Source organism: Nitrospirillum goiasense (assembly GCF_034427435.1).
Classification (GTDB): domain Bacteria; phylum Pseudomonadota; class Alphaproteobacteria; order Azospirillales; family Azospirillaceae; genus Nitrospirillum.
On the sequence record NZ_JAXQNP010000003.1, the window covers coordinates 396,113 to 410,969 of the forward strand.

General features: G+C 69.7%; 12 protein-coding genes. 1 reads left to right on the plus strand and 11 read right to left on the minus strand.

Annotated features, from left to right (window positions below):
- Complete coding sequence (locus tag ULB03_RS16125; protein WP_322484153.1) at positions 1 to 750, minus strand: electron transfer flavoprotein subunit beta/FixA family protein; 750 nt, start codon at positions 748 to 750, stop codon at positions 1 to 3.
- Positions 751 to 764: 14 nt separating this feature from the next.
- Positions 765 to 1,892 (minus strand): acyl-CoA dehydrogenase family protein, encoded by a 1,128-nt coding sequence (locus tag ULB03_RS16130; RefSeq protein WP_322484154.1) that lies wholly within the window; start codon positions 1,890 to 1,892, stop codon positions 765 to 767.
- 135 nt (positions 1,893 to 2,027) lie between these two features.
- Between ULB03_RS16130 and ULB03_RS16135 the strand changes: the two genes are divergently transcribed.
- Positions 2,028 to 3,041, plus strand: coding sequence for an AraC family transcriptional regulator (locus ULB03_RS16135; protein ID WP_322484155.1), 1,014 nt, complete (start codon positions 2,028 to 2,030; stop codon positions 3,039 to 3,041).
- Here the strand turns inward: ULB03_RS16135 and cheB are convergent.
- The 9 genes from cheB to ULB03_RS16180 all read right to left on the minus strand — a co-directional run bounded on the left by cheB (position 3,038) and on the right by ULB03_RS16180 (position 14,623).
- Positions 3,038 to 4,096: a chemotaxis-specific protein-glutamate methyltransferase CheB gene (gene cheB / locus ULB03_RS16140; RefSeq protein WP_322484156.1), complete on the minus strand. Its 1,059-nt coding sequence runs from the start codon at positions 4,094 to 4,096 to the stop codon at positions 3,038 to 3,040. The genes ULB03_RS16135 and cheB overlap by 4 nt on opposite strands.
- 12 nt (positions 4,097 to 4,108) lie before the next feature.
- The gene (locus tag ULB03_RS16145) at positions 4,109 to 6,358 is read right to left on the minus strand and encodes a hybrid sensor histidine kinase/response regulator (RefSeq protein WP_322484157.1); all 2,250 of its coding nucleotides are present in this window, start codon (positions 6,356 to 6,358) and stop codon (positions 4,109 to 4,111) included.
- Between the two features lie 10 nt (positions 6,359 to 6,368).
- Complete coding sequence (locus ULB03_RS16150) at positions 6,369 to 7,985, minus strand: methyl-accepting chemotaxis protein (RefSeq protein ID WP_322484158.1); 1,617 nt, start codon at positions 7,983 to 7,985, stop codon at positions 6,369 to 6,371.
- Positions 7,986 to 8,071: 86 nt separating this feature from the next.
- Entirely contained in the window at positions 8,072 to 8,731 is a 660-nt protein-coding gene (locus tag ULB03_RS16155; RefSeq protein ID WP_322484159.1) for a chemotaxis protein CheW, read from the minus strand.
- Between the two features lie 9 nt (positions 8,732 to 8,740).
- The gene (locus tag ULB03_RS16160; protein WP_322484160.1) at positions 8,741 to 10,234 is read right to left on the minus strand and encodes a CheR family methyltransferase; all 1,494 of its coding nucleotides are present in this window, start codon (positions 10,232 to 10,234) and stop codon (positions 8,741 to 8,743) included.
- Complete coding sequence (locus tag ULB03_RS16165) at positions 10,215 to 10,742, minus strand: chemotaxis protein CheW (protein ID WP_322484161.1); 528 nt, start codon at positions 10,740 to 10,742, stop codon at positions 10,215 to 10,217. The genes ULB03_RS16160 and ULB03_RS16165 overlap by 20 nt, the downstream gene beginning before the upstream one ends.
- Positions 10,735 to 11,439 carry a response regulator gene (locus ULB03_RS16170; RefSeq protein ID WP_322484162.1) on the minus strand — a complete coding sequence of 235 codons (705 nt, stop codon included), beginning with the start codon at positions 11,437 to 11,439 and terminating at the stop codon, positions 10,735 to 10,737. Before ULB03_RS16170 ends, ULB03_RS16165 begins: the two co-directional genes overlap by 8 nt.
- A complete protein-coding gene (locus tag ULB03_RS16175; RefSeq protein WP_322484163.1) occupies positions 11,436 to 12,803 on the minus strand; it encodes a hybrid sensor histidine kinase/response regulator in 1,368 nt (455 codons plus the stop codon). Before ULB03_RS16175 ends, ULB03_RS16170 begins: the two co-directional genes overlap by 4 nt.
- Positions 12,800 to 14,623 (minus strand): response regulator, encoded by a 1,824-nt coding sequence (locus tag ULB03_RS16180; protein ID WP_322484164.1) that lies wholly within the window; start codon positions 14,621 to 14,623, stop codon positions 12,800 to 12,802. The genes ULB03_RS16175 and ULB03_RS16180 overlap by 4 nt, the downstream gene beginning before the upstream one ends.
- Positions 14,624 to 14,857 lie beyond the last annotated feature (234 nt).

The following is a 14,857-nucleotide window of genomic DNA, read 5'->3' on the forward strand; positions in this document are numbered from 1 at the left end:
TCAGATCACCCGCGCTTCGGTCTTCAGCTTGGCCACCAGCTCCTCGACGGAGCCCACCTTGACGCCGCCGGCGCGCTTCGCCGGCTCCGCCACCTTCAGCGTCTTCAGGCGCGGCGTCAGGTCCACGCCCAGGCTGGCCGGGTCCACCGTCTCCAGCGGCTTCTTCTTCGCCTTCATGATGTTGGGCAGCGAGGCGTAGCGCGGCTCGTTCAGGCGCAGGTCGGTGGTCACCACCGCCGGCAGCTTCAGCTCCACCGTCTCCAGCCCGCCGTCGATCTCCCGCGTCACGGCAACCGTACCTTCGGCCGGCACCACCTTGCTGGCGAAGGTGCCCTGGGCCCAGCCCAGCAGTGCGGCCAGCATCTGGCCGGTCTGGTTGGCGTCGTCGTCGATGGCCTGCTTGCCCAGGATCACCAGGCCGGGCTGCTCCTTCTCGGCCAGCGCCTTCAGCGCCTTGGCCACGCCCAGCGACTGCGTCTCCGCGTCCGTCTGCACCAGGATGGCGCGATCGGCCCCCATGGCCAGCGCCGTGCGCAGCGTCTCTTGCGCCTGTGTCGGGCCCACGCTCACCACCACGATCTCGGTGGCCTTGCCCGCCTCTTTCAGGCGCACAGCCTCCTCAACCGCGATCTCGTCGAACGGGTTCATCGACATCTTGACGTTGGCCGTCTCCACACCCGTGCCGTCCGCCTTCACACGGACCTTCACGTTGTAGTCAACGACCCGCTTGACCGCGACCAGTACTTTCATCGCTTACCGATCCTTTAGAGGTTGCGGGAAATCACCAGCTTCTGGATGTCGCTGGTGCCCTCGTAAATCTGGCAGACGCGCACATCGCGATAGATGCGCTCCACCGGGAAATCCTCGACATAGCCATAGCCGCCCAGGGTCTGAATGGCGTCGGAGCACACACGCTCCGCCATTTCCGACGCGAACAGCTTGGCCATCGACGCCTCTTTCAGGCAGGGCTGGCCCGCCTGGCGAAGGCTGGCAGCATGCAGCACCAGCTGCCGCGCCGCCTCGATACGGGTGGCCATGTCCGCCAGGCGGAACGCCACGGCCTGATGCTCGATGATGGCGACACCCATGCTGGTGCGGCCGCGCGCGTAGTCCCGCGCCGCCTCGAACGCCGCCTGGGCCATGCCCACCGCTTGTGCTGCGATGCCGATGCGCCCGCCTTCCAGGTTGGCCAGGGCGATGCGATAGCCCTGCCCCGGCTCACCCAGCATGGCATCGGCCGGCACCCGGACATCATCGAACACGATCTGCGCCGTGTCGCTGCAGCGCTGGCCCAGCTTGTGCTCCAGCCGCGCCACGGTATAGCCCGGCGTGTCGGTCGGGACCAGGAAGGCGGAGATGCCCTTCTTGCCGGCGGCAGGATCGGTGACGGCGAAAACCAGGGCCACGCCGGCGTTCTGGCCGTTGGTGATGAACTGCTTGGCGCCATTGATGACCCAATGATCGCCATCCCGCACGGCGCGGGCCTTGAGCGCCGACGCGTCGGAACCCGCCTGAGGCTCCGTCAGGCAGAAGGCGCCCAGCATCCGGCCGCTGGCCATGGCGCGCAGATAGCGGTCCTTCTGGGCCGGGCTGCCGAACTTCAGGATCGGGGCGCAGCCGACGGAGTTGTGCACGCTCATGATGGTGGAGATGGCGCCGTCACCGGCCGCGATCTCCTCGATCGCCAGGACATAGGACAGGATGTCGGTGCCGGCCCCGCCCCATTCCTCGGGCACCAGCATGCCCATCAGGCCCAGCTCGCCCATGGCCTTGATCTCATCGGCCGGAAAGGCGCTGGTGCGGTCACGCTCCGCCGCGCCGGGGGCCAACCGCTCCCGGGCGAAGGCGCGCGCCATGTCGCGCACCATAGCCTGTTCCTCGGTGATTAGCATGGGGACGTTTCCTCCACATTCTTGGGGCCGGCTTGCCAGCCGCCGCCACACTAGACATGATCGATCCAATCCGGAATGACCAACCGGATCAAATCCGGTGATCGTTTTTGTCAATCCTGGTCGGAGCGGCGGCACGTGGGCAGCATCCTTCAGGACAAGAACAGCGTCGCCCCCTATTTCGTGGAGGCGGCCTTGGCCTGCGCCACCATGCGGGGCCTGGACGCCACGCCCTTACAGCGCAAGGCCGGGTTGGACGGTATGCCCGCCGGCGCCCGCGTGCCGGTGAGCACCTACGGCACGCTGCTGCGCCTGCTGGCCCAGGTAATGGATGACGAATTCTTCGGCCTGGACGCCCGCCGCATGAAGATCGGCACCTTTTCCATCATCTGCCTGCTGGCCTTGGGCGGCCGGGACCTGGGCCGGGCGTTGGACCTGACCTGCCGGGGATACAACAGCGTGTTCGACGGCATCCGGCTGGGCCTCCGCCGCCAGGGCCGCCTGGCTTGCCTGGAGATCAGCCCCGCCGCACCCGGCACGCCCTTGGCCTTGTTCGCGCAAGAGACGCTGATGACCTATCTGCACGGCCTGGCCTGCTGGCTGGTGCGCCGGCGCATCCCCATCAGTGCCGCCGATTTCGCCCATCCGGCGCCGCCGCATGCCGAGGAATACCGCGTGCTGTACAGTTCCACCTTGCGCTTCGACCAGGCCGCCGCCCGCCTATGGTTCGACGCCGCCCTGCTGGCCCTGCCGGTGGCGCAGGACGCACGCACGGCGGTCACCTTCCTGAACCGCGCGCCGGAGAATTTCCTGGTGCGCTATCGCAACCCGGACAGTTACGCCCGCCGCGTCGCCCAATTGCTGGATCGCCAGCCCCCCACGGCCTGGCCGGATTTCGACACCGTGGCACGCACCCTGCGCTGCTCCCCCGCCACGCTGCGCCGGGGGCTGCGGCAGGAGGGGCGGCCCTTCCAGGCCATCAAGGATGACCTGCGCCGCCGCGCCGCCGAAGCGGCGCTGACGGCGGGGACGGAGGCCATCCCCGACCTGGCCGCCCGCCTGGGCTTCGCCGAGACCAGCGCCTTCCACCGGGCCTTCCGCAAATGGACGGGACTGGCGCCCGGCGCCTTCCGGGCGCGGCAGCAGGCCTAGCGCTCTTCCCCCTTGCGGACGAGCGTGACCAGGCGCGCGGCGATATCGGACGGCTTCAGCACGGCCGTGGCGCCGCCCAGGGCGATGGCGGCCCCGGGCATGCCGTGGACGATGCTGCTTTCCTTGTCCTGCGCGAAGGTGACCGCGCCGGCGTCGCGCATCTCACGCAGTTCCACCGCCCCGTCCACGCCCATGCCGGACAGCAGCACCCCCACGGCACGGGCCCCATGCACCCGGGCGACGGAGCGGAAGAAGTGCGACACCGCCGGCCGGGCGCTGTTCTCAGGCGGGCCGTGGTCCAGGGTGATGGCGCCATCGCCGCCCAAGCCCATGTGGGCATTGTCGGGCGCCAGGTAGAAATGGCCGGGACGCGGCACCTCCCCCGCCTTGGCGATCTGCACCGGCAGGGCGGAGCCCCCCGCCAGCCACTCGGCGAAACCGCCGACGAAGCCGGGGGAGATGTGCTGGACCGCCATCAGGGGAATGGGGAAGTCCGCCGGCAGCCCCGCCAGGATGGCCTGCAAGGCCACCGGGCCGCCGGTCGAGGCGCCAATGGCGATGACGGCGGGCCGAACGCCACCGGGCAGGCTGGCCTCCGGCATGGGGCGGGCCACGGGCGGACGGGGCAGCTTGGCCGGGTTGGCCCAGCGCCGCACCACCTTGACCTCGGCCATCAGGCGCACGGTCTGCGCCAGCTCCGCCGCTTCAATGGCCTGGCGGGGATGCCCCAGCCCCACCGGCCGGTGGACAAAGGCCACGGCACCGGCGTCCAGGGCGCGGAAGGTGGCAGCCACCTGGTCGCTCATGGTGCTGCTGACCACCACGATGGGACAGGGCGTTTCCTCCATGATGCGCCGGGTCGCGGCGAGGCCGCCCAGGCGCGGCATGTGGATGTCCATCGTCACCACGTCGGGACGATGGCGGGCCACGGCCTCCACCGCCTGGAGGCCGTCGACGGCGGTGGCCACCACCTCGATATCGGGTTCAGCCGACAGGATGGCGACCAGATATTCACGCAGCGTGGGTGAGTCTTCGGCGACGACAACCCGGATCATTAGAGACTTTCCTTAAACCAAATGGCTGACGATTTGCAGCAGGTTGCCCTGGTCGAAACTGTCCTTGACCAGGTAGGCGTTGGCGCCGGCATCGATCCCCCGTTCCTTGTCCTCGCGTGAGCCCAGCGAGGTGATCAACACCACCGGTAATTCCGCCAGCTTGGCGGTGCCGCGCACCTTGGCGGTCAGCTCGAACCCGCCCATGCGCGGCATTTCCACATCCGACACCAGCAGGTCGAACTCCTCCCCGCCGGTCAGGACCGCCCAGGCGTCAACGCCGTCCACGGCGGTGCGCACCTGGTACCCCGCCGCTTCCAGCAGGTTCTTGAATAGCGTGCGTGCAGTAATGCTGTCTTCCGCAATCAATATGGACTTTTTGCGCGACACGGTCACCGCCGAGCGTGGGGTGGCCGGCGCCTGGGCCGCCCCGGCCAGAAGATCGGCGACGTTCAGGATCAGCGCCACCTCGCCCGTCGCCAGGACGCTGGCGCCGGTGACGTAGGGGGCGCGGGCCAACTGCGGCCCCAGGCCCTTCATCAGCACCTCCTGCTCATCGCGCACGCGGTCGACGATGAAGGCGGTGGCCTGGCCACCCCGGCTGAGCACCGCCACGGTGTGGTGGCTGGGCGGCGCCTGGACGGTACGCGCGGGCGACAGGCCCAACACGTCCGCCAGCCGCACCAGGCCCAGCGTGCGCCCGTTCAACACCACCGTCTCGCGGTTCTCGACGGTGGCGATGGCGCCCTGGGCGATACGGGCCACCCGTTCCACGCCGCCGGTCGGCAGGATGAAACAGGCGCCCTCCACCTCCACCAGCACGCCACGGAAGCTGGCCAGGGTGACGGGCAGGCGGATGCGGAAGACGGTGCCCAGGCCCGGGGTCGATTCCACCGCCAGGCTGCCGCCCAGCCGTTCCACCTTCTCCTGCACGATGGCCAGGCCCAGCCCCCGGCCGGCCACGTCGGTCAGCAGGCCGCTGGTGGACAGGCCGGAATGGAAGGCCAGGGCGCGGGCCGCGTCGTCGTCCAGCGCGGCCGCGGCCTCCGGCGTCATCAACCCCTGCTCCGCCGCCGCCAGGCGCAGGCCCGCCACGTCGAAGCCGCCGCCGTCATCGGCGATGGCGATCTCGGCCCTTCCCCCCTCCGTCTGGGCCACGGTGATGGCGAGGGTGCCCCGGGCCGATTTGCCGAGACCCTCCCGCCGCTCCGGCGTCTCGATGCCATGGGCGACGGCGTTGCGCACCAGGTGCAGCAGCGCGTCCTTCATCTCCTCCTGGATGCGGCGGTCGATTTCCAGGTCCCCGCCCCGGATGATCAAATCCACATCCTTGCCCTCGGCGCGGGCCAGGTCGCGAACCAACGGCGCCATGGGGTCCAGCAGCACCGACACCGGCACCATCAGCACCTGCTTGGCCTCGTCCAACAGGCCGTCCAGCATCTTGCCCAAGATGCGCACGTCCTGGCGGCCGGCGTTCGCCAACTGGGCGATGCGTCCGGACAGCCAGCGCAGCGTGTCGCCCTGCTGCTTCAGCAGGCGGACGGTGGGGCTGTCCTCCCCCTCCTCCACCAAGCGGCGGCGGGCCCGCTCGTGGGAACGGACGCGCTCCGCCACCTCCGACGCCAGTCCCCCCAGTTCCGCGACCTGGCGGCCGGCGGCCAGCCGGGCGGACACCAGCTCCTCCGCATGGCGCAGCAGGGCGTCCACCTTGGACGTGGCGATACGCAGCGTGGGGCGGCTGCCGACGCGGGGGCCCTCCGGGGCCGCCGCCTCGGGCTCCGGCGTTTCCGGTGCCCGCGCCAAAACCGGTGTGGCGGCGGAGGGAGTGTCCGGCGGGGCCGGCACCGGCGCCGCCGCTGCCGATTTATGCCCCTCGGCATAGGCGTCCAGGGCCGCCACCAGCACATCCTGGTCCGGACCGGCGACGAGGCTGCCATCCAGCAGGCCCCGCACCCGGGCATAGCCCTGGTGCAGCAGATCCAGGCCGGCCGGCGTCAGCGCCAGCCGCCCGCCCTTCAAGGCCGCGAAGACGCTTTCCATGGCGTGGCAGACGGCCACCACCGCGCCCAGGTTCACGGCGCGGGCGGCCCCCTTGAGGGTGTGCACCTCCCGAAAGGTGGTCTCCACCAGCTCCTGCGCGCGGTCGCGCGGCGGCGCCTGCTCCAGGGCCAGCAGTCCGGCGGCGATGGCGGAGAGGTGCTCCTCCGCCTCCACCTCGAACATGGCCAGCAACCTTTTCAGGAGCTGATCGTCCGACTGGCTCATCCGCCGGTCCTCAGGCCTGGTACTGGCCGGTGACGGTTTTCAGCTTATGCCCCAGCTCATTCAGGTTATGGGCGGCGGTCTCCGCCTGCTTGGTGGCGTTCATGTTCTGCATGCTGGCCTGCTTGATGTTCTCCATGGCCAGCGCCACCTGGTCGATGCCCACCTGCTGCTGCTGGTTGGACGCGGCGATCTGGGTGGCCGCCTGGGTCGCCACGGCGATGCTCTGGGCCAGGCGGTCGATGGCCTCGCCCGCCGCCACCGACTGCTTCACGCCGGCATCCACCGCCTTGCTGCCCTGCTCGGCCGCCAGCACCGCCGTGGCGGTGGCCTTCTGAATGTCCCCCAGGATGGAGCGCACCTGGGTGGTGGCCTGCTTGGACTGTTCGGCCAGGCTGCGCACCTCCTGCGCCACCACGACGAAGCCCTTGCCCTGCTCGCCCGCGCGGGCGGCCTCGATGGCGGCGTTGACGGCCAGCAGGTTGGACTGCTCGGCCAGGTCGTTGACCGTCGCCACGATCTCGCCGATGGCCTGGCTCTGCTCGCTCAGCTGCATCACCGCCTCGGCGATGGCCATGATCTGCTCACGCACCTTGGTGATGCCGTCGATGGACTGTTCCACCGCCTGCTTGCCGTTCTGGGAGATCTGGGCCGTGCTCTGCGCCGTCTGCGAGACGTACAGCGCCTTCTCGCTGGACACCTGGGAGGTCTTCTTGACCTCCTCCATGGTGGCGCTGGTCTGCGCCAGGGCGGTGGCGGTCTCGGCGGCGCTGGCGGCCACCTGGGCGGTGATGGTCACGATCTGGCTGCTGGCCGTGCCCAGCACGGTGGTGCCTTCGCGCAGGTCGCGCATCAGCTGGCGCAGGTTGCCGGCCATGGCGTGGAAGGTTCGGCCCAGGCTGCCCACCTCATCGCCCCGGTCGCTGACCTCGATGGTGCCGGCCACCGTCAGGTCGCCCGCGCCGATGCGCTCCGCCGTCGTGGTGATGGCGCGCAGCGGCGTGGCGATGTTGCGGCCCAGGAACAGCCCGGCCACCACCACGAACACCGCCGCCAGCAGCGTGCCCCCGGCGATGACCAGGACGGTGCTTTCCGCACTGGCCGCCGCCGCCGTCTCCCGCGCGCGCAGCAATTCGCCCTCCCCCGCCTGCATGGTGGCGACGATGCGGCGGATGTCGTCCATCGACTGCTTGCCGCGGTCCGTCAGCACCAACGCCTTCGCCGCGTCAAAGCCCTGCAGGCGGCGTAGGTCGATGGTTTCCTTCAGCTCCGTCACCTTGTCCTTCAGGGGTGCGCGCAAACGCTCCAGGTTCTGCTGCTGCACCGGGTTGTCCTGGGTCAGCGTCGTCACCGTCTGCAACACCTGTTCCAGGGTGTTCATGCCCTGGCGATAGGGTTCCAGATAGCGTTCCTCCCCCGTGACGAGATAGCCGCGCTGCCCCGTCTCCATGTCCTGGACGGCGGTCAGCAGGCTGAGCAGGCGGGCCTGCACTTCATAGGAATGGGAGCGGAGCGAGGTGGTTTCCGTCAACTGACGAATGTTGCCGTAGGAGGTGGCAGCCACCACGAGAAGAATGAACAGGACGCTGCACAAGCAGATCCAGATTTTCATTCCGACAGAATACTTCATGACCGGCGCTCCCGAGGGGCTGTGCGTGGATCGTGGTTTTGGGATGGGCTTGGGGGTGACTGGGCGCGTGCTTGACCGCATGGGGCTCAGCCCGACCGGGCGGCCGGGCGGCCGTCGACGATCAGGTCGGGATCGGCCGCCAGACGCCGGGCGTCCAGCAGGGCCAGGTGCGGGGGAACGACGCCGGCGAGGTAATGGCGTTGGCGTCCGGCCAGCACCGCCGGCGGCGCCTGCACCTGGGCACGCGGCACCCGGGAAACGCCGACGATGGCGGTGACCAGCAATCCCAGCCCGCCGGCGGACTGGCCGGGCGCCTGCGCCTGGCCCAGCACCACCACCCGCCGCAACTCCGCCGGCGCCACCGGCGCCAGGCCCAGCAGGCGGCCGAGATCGACCAGGGGCAGCACCTGGCCGCGCACGGTGGTCAGGCCGGCGATGAAGGGCGGCGCCTTGGGCACGGCGGTCAAGCCATTCAGCGCCATCACCTCCGCCACGGTCGCGGTTTCGAAGGCGTAGCGCTCCGTCCCCACCGTGAATTCCATCAGTTCCAGGACGTCGCCATCGTCGGCCAGCGCGGGCGGCTTGGCCAACTCCAGCCCACGCCGGTGCAGGATGCGCCGCGTCGTCTCCTCATCCGGGACCCAGCCGCGTTCCAGAGTCGCCGCCCAAGCGGCCAGCCGGCGGTGGGCGCTGTCCCAGTCCATGCTCCGCTCACCGCTACCCTGGCTCCCCATACCCCGGCTCATGGCCATCCCTTAGAACTCCCCCGCCGGGTCGCCGCCCAGCGCCGCATGGGCGTGCGCGGCGACATCCATCAGCCGCCCCACGGTCATGCCTTCAAGCTCCGGCAGGATGTCATCCGGGCGGTGGTCCTGCAAAAGCCCCAGGATGTTCCGGTAATGCTTGCGGGCGTCGCGGGTGCGGCCCTGGCTGCGCGCCAGGTTGGCCATGGCCAGATGCGTGGCGATGGACTGGGGCGCCAGGAACAGGGCGCGCTGCAGCGACAGGACCGCGGCGGCGGCGTCCCCCCGCTCCTGCTGGATCATGGCCAGCAGGTGGTGGGCTTCCGCGCTGACGCGGTTATGGTTCAGCACGCCCTGGCACCAATGCGCGGCCTCCGCCAAGCGGCCCTGGTTGGCGTAGCACCGCGCCAGCAGCAGCATGGCCGCCTCATCCGCCGGCGCCGCGGCCAGCCGCGCCTCCAGTCCCTCAACGGCGTCGCCGTACCGGCCCAGATCATACAGCGCGCGGCAATGGGCCAAGGAGTGGGCCAAAGAGTGGGCCAAGGTCGGAACCGGCGGCTTGACGGATACGGCCGGTGGCAGGGATGGCGTATCCATGGGCGGGGGCGCCGGTGGGGAGTGGCGGGGGACCGGCGGCGGCGCGGATTCCGGCACGGTCACCTTGCGATAGATCGTCGCCCCGTCAAACGGCACGAAGGTCAGGGGGGCGAACAGGGTGGGCGCCCCATCGACGGAGCTGGGCAAAAGCCAGCCATTGTCCACCAGGGCGTGCGACAGGCGCCGCACCACGCGGCCCGCCTGATCCGCGTTGAAATACATCAGGACGTTGCGGCACAGGATGACGTCCATGGCGTTGGTGTTGCTTTCCAGCGCCGGGTAGGGGTCGTCCATCAGGTTGTGGTAGGCGAAGGTCACCATGCGGGCGATGTCGGGGCTGATACGGTGGCGCCCCCCTGGCAACGCGGTGAAATAGCGGCTGCGCAGCGCCGGCTCGACACCCCGGAACGACCATTCGCCGTACGTGCCCTCGGCCGCGCGGCGCAGGAAGCGCGGGTTCACGTCGGTGGCCAGCAACGTGATGGTCCAGGCCGGCCGGTCGGGCAACAGCGTGTCCAGCAGCATGGCCAGGCTGTACGCCTCCTCCCCAGTGCAGCAGGCGGCACTCCATATCCTGAGGGTCAGCGTGCCGGCCGCCCGACGCTGCGCGATGAGGTCGGGCAGGATGGTCTGGCGCAGCGCGTCGAAACTTCTGGGCTCACGGAAAAAATAGGTTTCCCCCACCGTCAGCTGGCCGGCCAGCGCCTCCAGCTGCGTCCGGTCCAGGGGGCCCGCCGACAGCCAGTCCCGCACGGCCGCCAGGGTGTCGGGATAGCCCAGCTCCACCGCCGCCCGTTCCAGGCCGCGCTCCATATCCATCCAGCGGTCGGCCGGGAAGTACAGGCCGATGCTGGCGCTCAACCGGTCGGACATGGCGGAGAGCAGGGTATCAGGCAGGGTGCGATGCATCCGCCCCCCCTGTTTCCTCCGTGCCCGGCCGCGTCACGCCAGCCAGCGCGGCCGACAACTGCTCCTCTTCCGCCGCCGACAGGAAGCGGTCGAGGTCATGGATCAGCAGCAGGCCATCGGACAGCCGCACCACGCCGACGATGGCGTCGTCCGTGCCGGGCACCAGGCCCTGGGCCGACACCCAATCGATGGGAGCCGCGGCCACCGTGCCCACAACGCTGTCCACCAGCAAGACGACGGTGCGGTAGGGCCCGCGCGCCACGATCATGTGGTCGCTGAGCGACAGGGGGCGGGAGTCCAGGCCGAAGCGGCGGCGGACATCCATGACCGGCACCACCTGTCCCTGAAGATTGATGACGCCGCGCACCAGACCCGGCGCGCCCGGCAGGGGCGTCACCGCCACGGCGCGCACCGCCCGCTCGACCATGGCCAACGGCAGGCCGTAGGCTTGGCCCGCCAAATCGAACCGCAGCAGCAGGGCGCCGGAAGTCTGGCCCGGATCAGCCATGGGCATCCCCTTTACCGGCCCCCTCGGCGGCCTCATCCTCGGGCGAAAGACCGACGGTGGCCGCCGCCTTCAACAATTGCTCCAGATCCACGGGCTTGCTGAGGAAGGCGTCCAGGCCCGCGGCGCGGCACCGCTCCCGCTCCTCATCCGAGACACCGGCGGTCAGCACCACCAGCGGCGGCAGGGGGCGGTCCGGCGCGCGGGGAAGCGCCCGGATAAGGGTTATGGCTTCCAGCCCGCCCATGCGGGGCATGTGCATGTCCATGAACACCAGATCATAGGTGCCCGTGTCCACCGCCCGCACGGCGGCGGCGCCATCGTCCACGATCTCCACCTCATGGCCGGCGCTGCGCAGGACGGTGGACACCAGAACCTGGGTGGAGCGGTCATCCTCCACCAGCAGGATGCGCCGGCCCGCCGCCGGCCGGGGTGGTGGCCCAGCCGTCTCCGGGGCCTCCGGGGCGACAGGCTCCGCCGCCGGCAGGATGAGCGGCAGCTCGAACCAGAAGCGGCTCCCCTGGCCGGGCGTGCTGTCCACCCCGATGCGGCCGTCCATATGCTCCACCAGGCGGCGGCAGATGGCGAGGCCCAGGCCGGTACCGCCGAAACGGCGGGCCGTCGTCTCATCCACCTGGCTGAATTCCTCGAACAGGCCGGATAGCCGTTCCGCCGGGATGCCGATGCCGGTATCGGTCACGGATACGCGCAAGGACGAGGACCGCCCCCCGGGCCTTGGCTGCCGGGCAGGATTTCCGCCACCAGGTCGATGCCGCCGGTGGCGGTGAACTTCACCGCGTTGGTCAGCAGGTTAAGGACGACCTGCCGCAGGCGGGTGGGATCGCCCATGATCCTGGCCGGCACGGCGGCGGCCACCGAGGCGCGGAACGCCAAGCCCTTGCCCATGGCTGAGGGTTGCACCAGGGCCGCGCAATCCTCCACCAGGGCGCGGAAATCCAGTGGCAGGCTCTCCAGCGTCAGCCGGCCGGCCTCGATCTTGGACAGATCCAGGATATCGTCCAGCAAGCCCAGCAGGGTGCGCCCGGCCTCCGCCTGCAAGGTCAGCAGGCGGTGCCATTCCCCCGGGCTGACCCCGCCGCGCAACAGCAGTTCGGAAAACCCGATAACCCCCGTCAGAGGGGTGCGCAGTTCATGGGCCACGGTCGCCAGGTAGCGGGACTTGGCCTCGTTGGCGAGGTCGGCGGCCTTGCGCGCGGCCAGCAGGTCGCGGGCGGTGGCCGCCAGATCCTCCGTCCGTTCCGCCACGCGGCGTTCCAGGGTCGCGTGCGCCTCGCTCAACGCCCGCTCCGCCTCCTTGGCGGCGGTGATGTCGCGGGCGATAGTGACCAGGCCTTCCGTCGCCCCCTCGCCATTCTTGAAGGTGGAGCGCACGACGGAATGCCAGCGCTGGCCCGCGGCGTCATGGGGCGCCTCCGCGACGATGATACCGGCCTCCAACGCCGCCCGGTCCGCCGCCTCGCGGGTGGCGGCGTCCGCGACACCCATCTCCGCGTCCGTGCGGCCGATCAGATCCCCGGGGTCGCCCAGCCCCAGGGCCTGGGCGTGGGCCCGGTTGCCCCGCAAGTACCGCAGGTTCCTGTCCTTGAAGGAGATGGCGTCCGGCACGCTGTCCATCAGATGGGACAGCAAGCGCCGTTCCTCCGCCAGGGCGCGGCGCACGGCGCAGTGCTCCGCCGCCTCGCGGATTAGGCGGCGCAAGCGCTCGGGCGTCCAGGGCTTGGGCAGGTAGCCGAAAATCTGGCCGGCATTGACGGCCGCCCCCAGGGCGTCGATGTCGGTGTAGCCGGTGATCAGCACCCGGGTCGCATCCGACAGTTCGCGTGCCCAGCGCAGAAACTCATGCCCCGCCACACCCGGCATGCGCTGGTCGGAAATGATGACCACCGGCGCGATGTCCTCATTCTCCAGCATGGCGCGCGCCGTCAGCGGCGACGTGCTGGTCAGGACATTGAATTCGTCCTCCAGCGCGTCGGCCACCGCCATCAACACCTCCGGCTCATCATCGACCACCATGACGGTGGGAAGCTGCTGGCCGTTCATCATGCACTCCCTAGCGCGGCGTCCGCCGACACCCCGTCCGCCGATGCCCCGGCCGCCGATGCCCCGGCCGCCGATGCCCCGGCCGCCGATGCCCCGGCCGCCGATGTCCCGTCCAGGGGGATCTCGATCACCACCTCGGTACCCTGTCCTTCTTCACTATGGAATTCCAAGCGCCCGCGATGGCGCTGGATGATGCTATAGGAAATGGAAAGGCCGAGGCCAGTCCCGGAACCCACCGGCTTGGTGGTGAAGAAGGGCTCGCAGATGCGGTCGCGGATGGCGGCGGGGATGCCGTGGCCGGTGTCGCGCACGGACAGGCGGAACATTGGGCCATTCCGGCCCGTTTCCAGCGTGATGGTCCCGGCCCCGTCGATGGCGTCGATGGCATTGCCCACGACGTTCATCAGCACCTGGTTCAGGGGCCCCGGCTGGCAGGTGATGCGCTTGGGACCCGCGTATTTGCGCTCCACCACGATCCGTTCCGACAGCTTGTGCTGCAACAGGGTCAGCACCGATTCCAGGCTGTCCTCAATCTCCACCTCCTTCACCTCCGCCTCATCCAGGCGGGAGAAGGTGCGCAGCTTCACCACCAGATCCTCGACCCTGTCGATGCCCAGACGGGTGGCGGCCAGCCGCTGCCGCATCTTATCCAGGTCGCGTCCGCCCTTTTCCGACAGATGCCCCTGGATTTCCGGCGTGATGTTTTCCAGGCAGCGGGCGATGGTGCCCAGATGGTTGCCGACAAAGGCCAGGGGGTTGTTCAGCTCATGCGCGATGCCGGCCACCAGCGCACCGAGGGAGGCCATCTTGGCTGCCTGCACTAGTTGCGACTGTGTGTCCTGCAGTTCGCGATAGGCCTCTTCCAGTTCCGCGTGCGACCGCTCCAGCGCCTCGGCCATGGCGGCGCGCTCCTGGGCGATGCGGCGTTCGTCTCGCGTCCGCTCCAGCTCCATCTCCTTGTCGCGGAATTCGCTGGTGATGCGCAGGTTTTCCTCATGCAGGAACTTGCGGCGCAGCAGGGCGCGGATACGGGCCTTCAGGATTTCGCTTTCGCTGGCCTTGCCCACGAAATCATCGGCGCCGGCCTCCAGCCCGCGCATCATGTCTTCCTTGTTGTCGCGGGACGTCAGGATGATGATCTGGAACAGCCGGTCATGCTGGCGGCGCATCCGGTCCAGGTGCTGGCACAATTCCGTGCCGCTCATCTCCGGCATGACCAGATCGACGACGATGCAGTCGAACCTCTCGCGCTCGATGCGCTCCAAGGCCTCGCGCCCGCCGGACACGCCCACCACCTCGTGCCCATCCTCCTGAAGCTGGGCGGTGATGAAGAACAGGTAGGTCGGGCTGTCGTCCACCACCAGCAGGCGGCTGCGACGCATCGCCACCGGGGCCAGGCCGGCCACCGCCCCAGCCGTGGTCTTGCGCAGCAGGGCCGCGACCCGGCTCAGCAGGATGTCGATGTCGGCGGACTTGGGCACATAGGCGTCGGCGCCGCTGTCATAGCCCTGGCGCTCCCGGTCCGCGGCGTGGCTGTCGGTCAGCATCAGCACCGACAGGCCGCGGGTGCGCAAATCCAGGCGGACCCGGCGGACGAACTCGTCCCCGTTCATGCGGGGCAGGTGGTAGTCGACCAGCGCCAGGTCCGGCATTTCCCGGCCCAGATGGTCCAGCGCGCTTTCGGCGTCACCGCAAACGGTGACGGACCAGCCCTGGCCTTCCAGGGTCATTTGCAGGCGCAGGGCCTGGGTGGGCAAATCCTCGACCAGCAGAATGCGGTGCCCAGCGGTCATCGGCGCGGGGATGTCGGACCCCGTCGTCATGCGCCGGACCGGTCGTCAAACCGGCCAGCCGCGTTACCCTGCTCCACCAAATCCGCCTCCAGCCCCGAACCCTCGCCGACAATCCGGGCGCATGGCGTCCAGGAGGGTCAGTCGGAAAAATGCCGTTTTCCCGATGTATTTTCCACCATTCCCGTAACCAGCCCGTTAACAGGCGCGTCGTGGGTAGCCCGACCGGGGCAGCGGGACCGGCGCGGCGCGTGGGTGCCCCCTCTC

Excerpts from the sequence above, each read along its gene's own strand:
- ULB03_RS16125 (WP_322484153.1), bottom strand. The coding sequence starts at position 750 with ATGAAAGTACTGGTCGCGGTCAAGCGGGTCGTTGACTACAACGTGAAG.
- ULB03_RS16130 (WP_322484154.1), bottom strand. The coding sequence starts at position 1,892 with ATGCTAATCACCGAGGAACAGGCTATGGTGCGCGACATGGCGCGCGCC.
- cheB (WP_322484156.1), bottom strand. The coding sequence starts at position 4,096 with ATGATCCGGGTTGTCGTCGCCGAAGACTCACCCACGCTGCGTGAATAT.
- ULB03_RS16145 (WP_322484157.1), bottom strand. The coding sequence starts at position 6,358 with ATGAGCCAGTCGGACGATCAGCTCCTGAAAAGGTTGCTGGCCATGTTC.
- ULB03_RS16150 (WP_322484158.1), bottom strand. The coding sequence starts at position 7,985 with ATGAAGTATTCTGTCGGAATGAAAATCTGGATCTGCTTGTGCAGCGTC.
- ULB03_RS16155 (WP_322484159.1), bottom strand. The coding sequence starts at position 8,731 with ATGAGCCGGGGTATGGGGAGCCAGGGTAGCGGTGAGCGGAGCATGGAC.
- ULB03_RS16160 (WP_322484160.1), bottom strand. The coding sequence starts at position 10,234 with ATGCATCGCACCCTGCCTGATACCCTGCTCTCCGCCATGTCCGACCGG.
- ULB03_RS16165 (WP_322484161.1), bottom strand. The coding sequence starts at position 10,742 with ATGGCTGATCCGGGCCAGACTTCCGGCGCCCTGCTGCTGCGGTTCGAT.
- ULB03_RS16175 (WP_322484163.1), bottom strand. The coding sequence starts at position 12,803 with ATGATGAACGGCCAGCAGCTTCCCACCGTCATGGTGGTCGATGATGAG.
- ULB03_RS16180 (WP_322484164.1), bottom strand. The coding sequence starts at position 14,623 with ATGACGACGGGGTCCGACATCCCCGCGCCGATGACCGCTGGGCACCGC.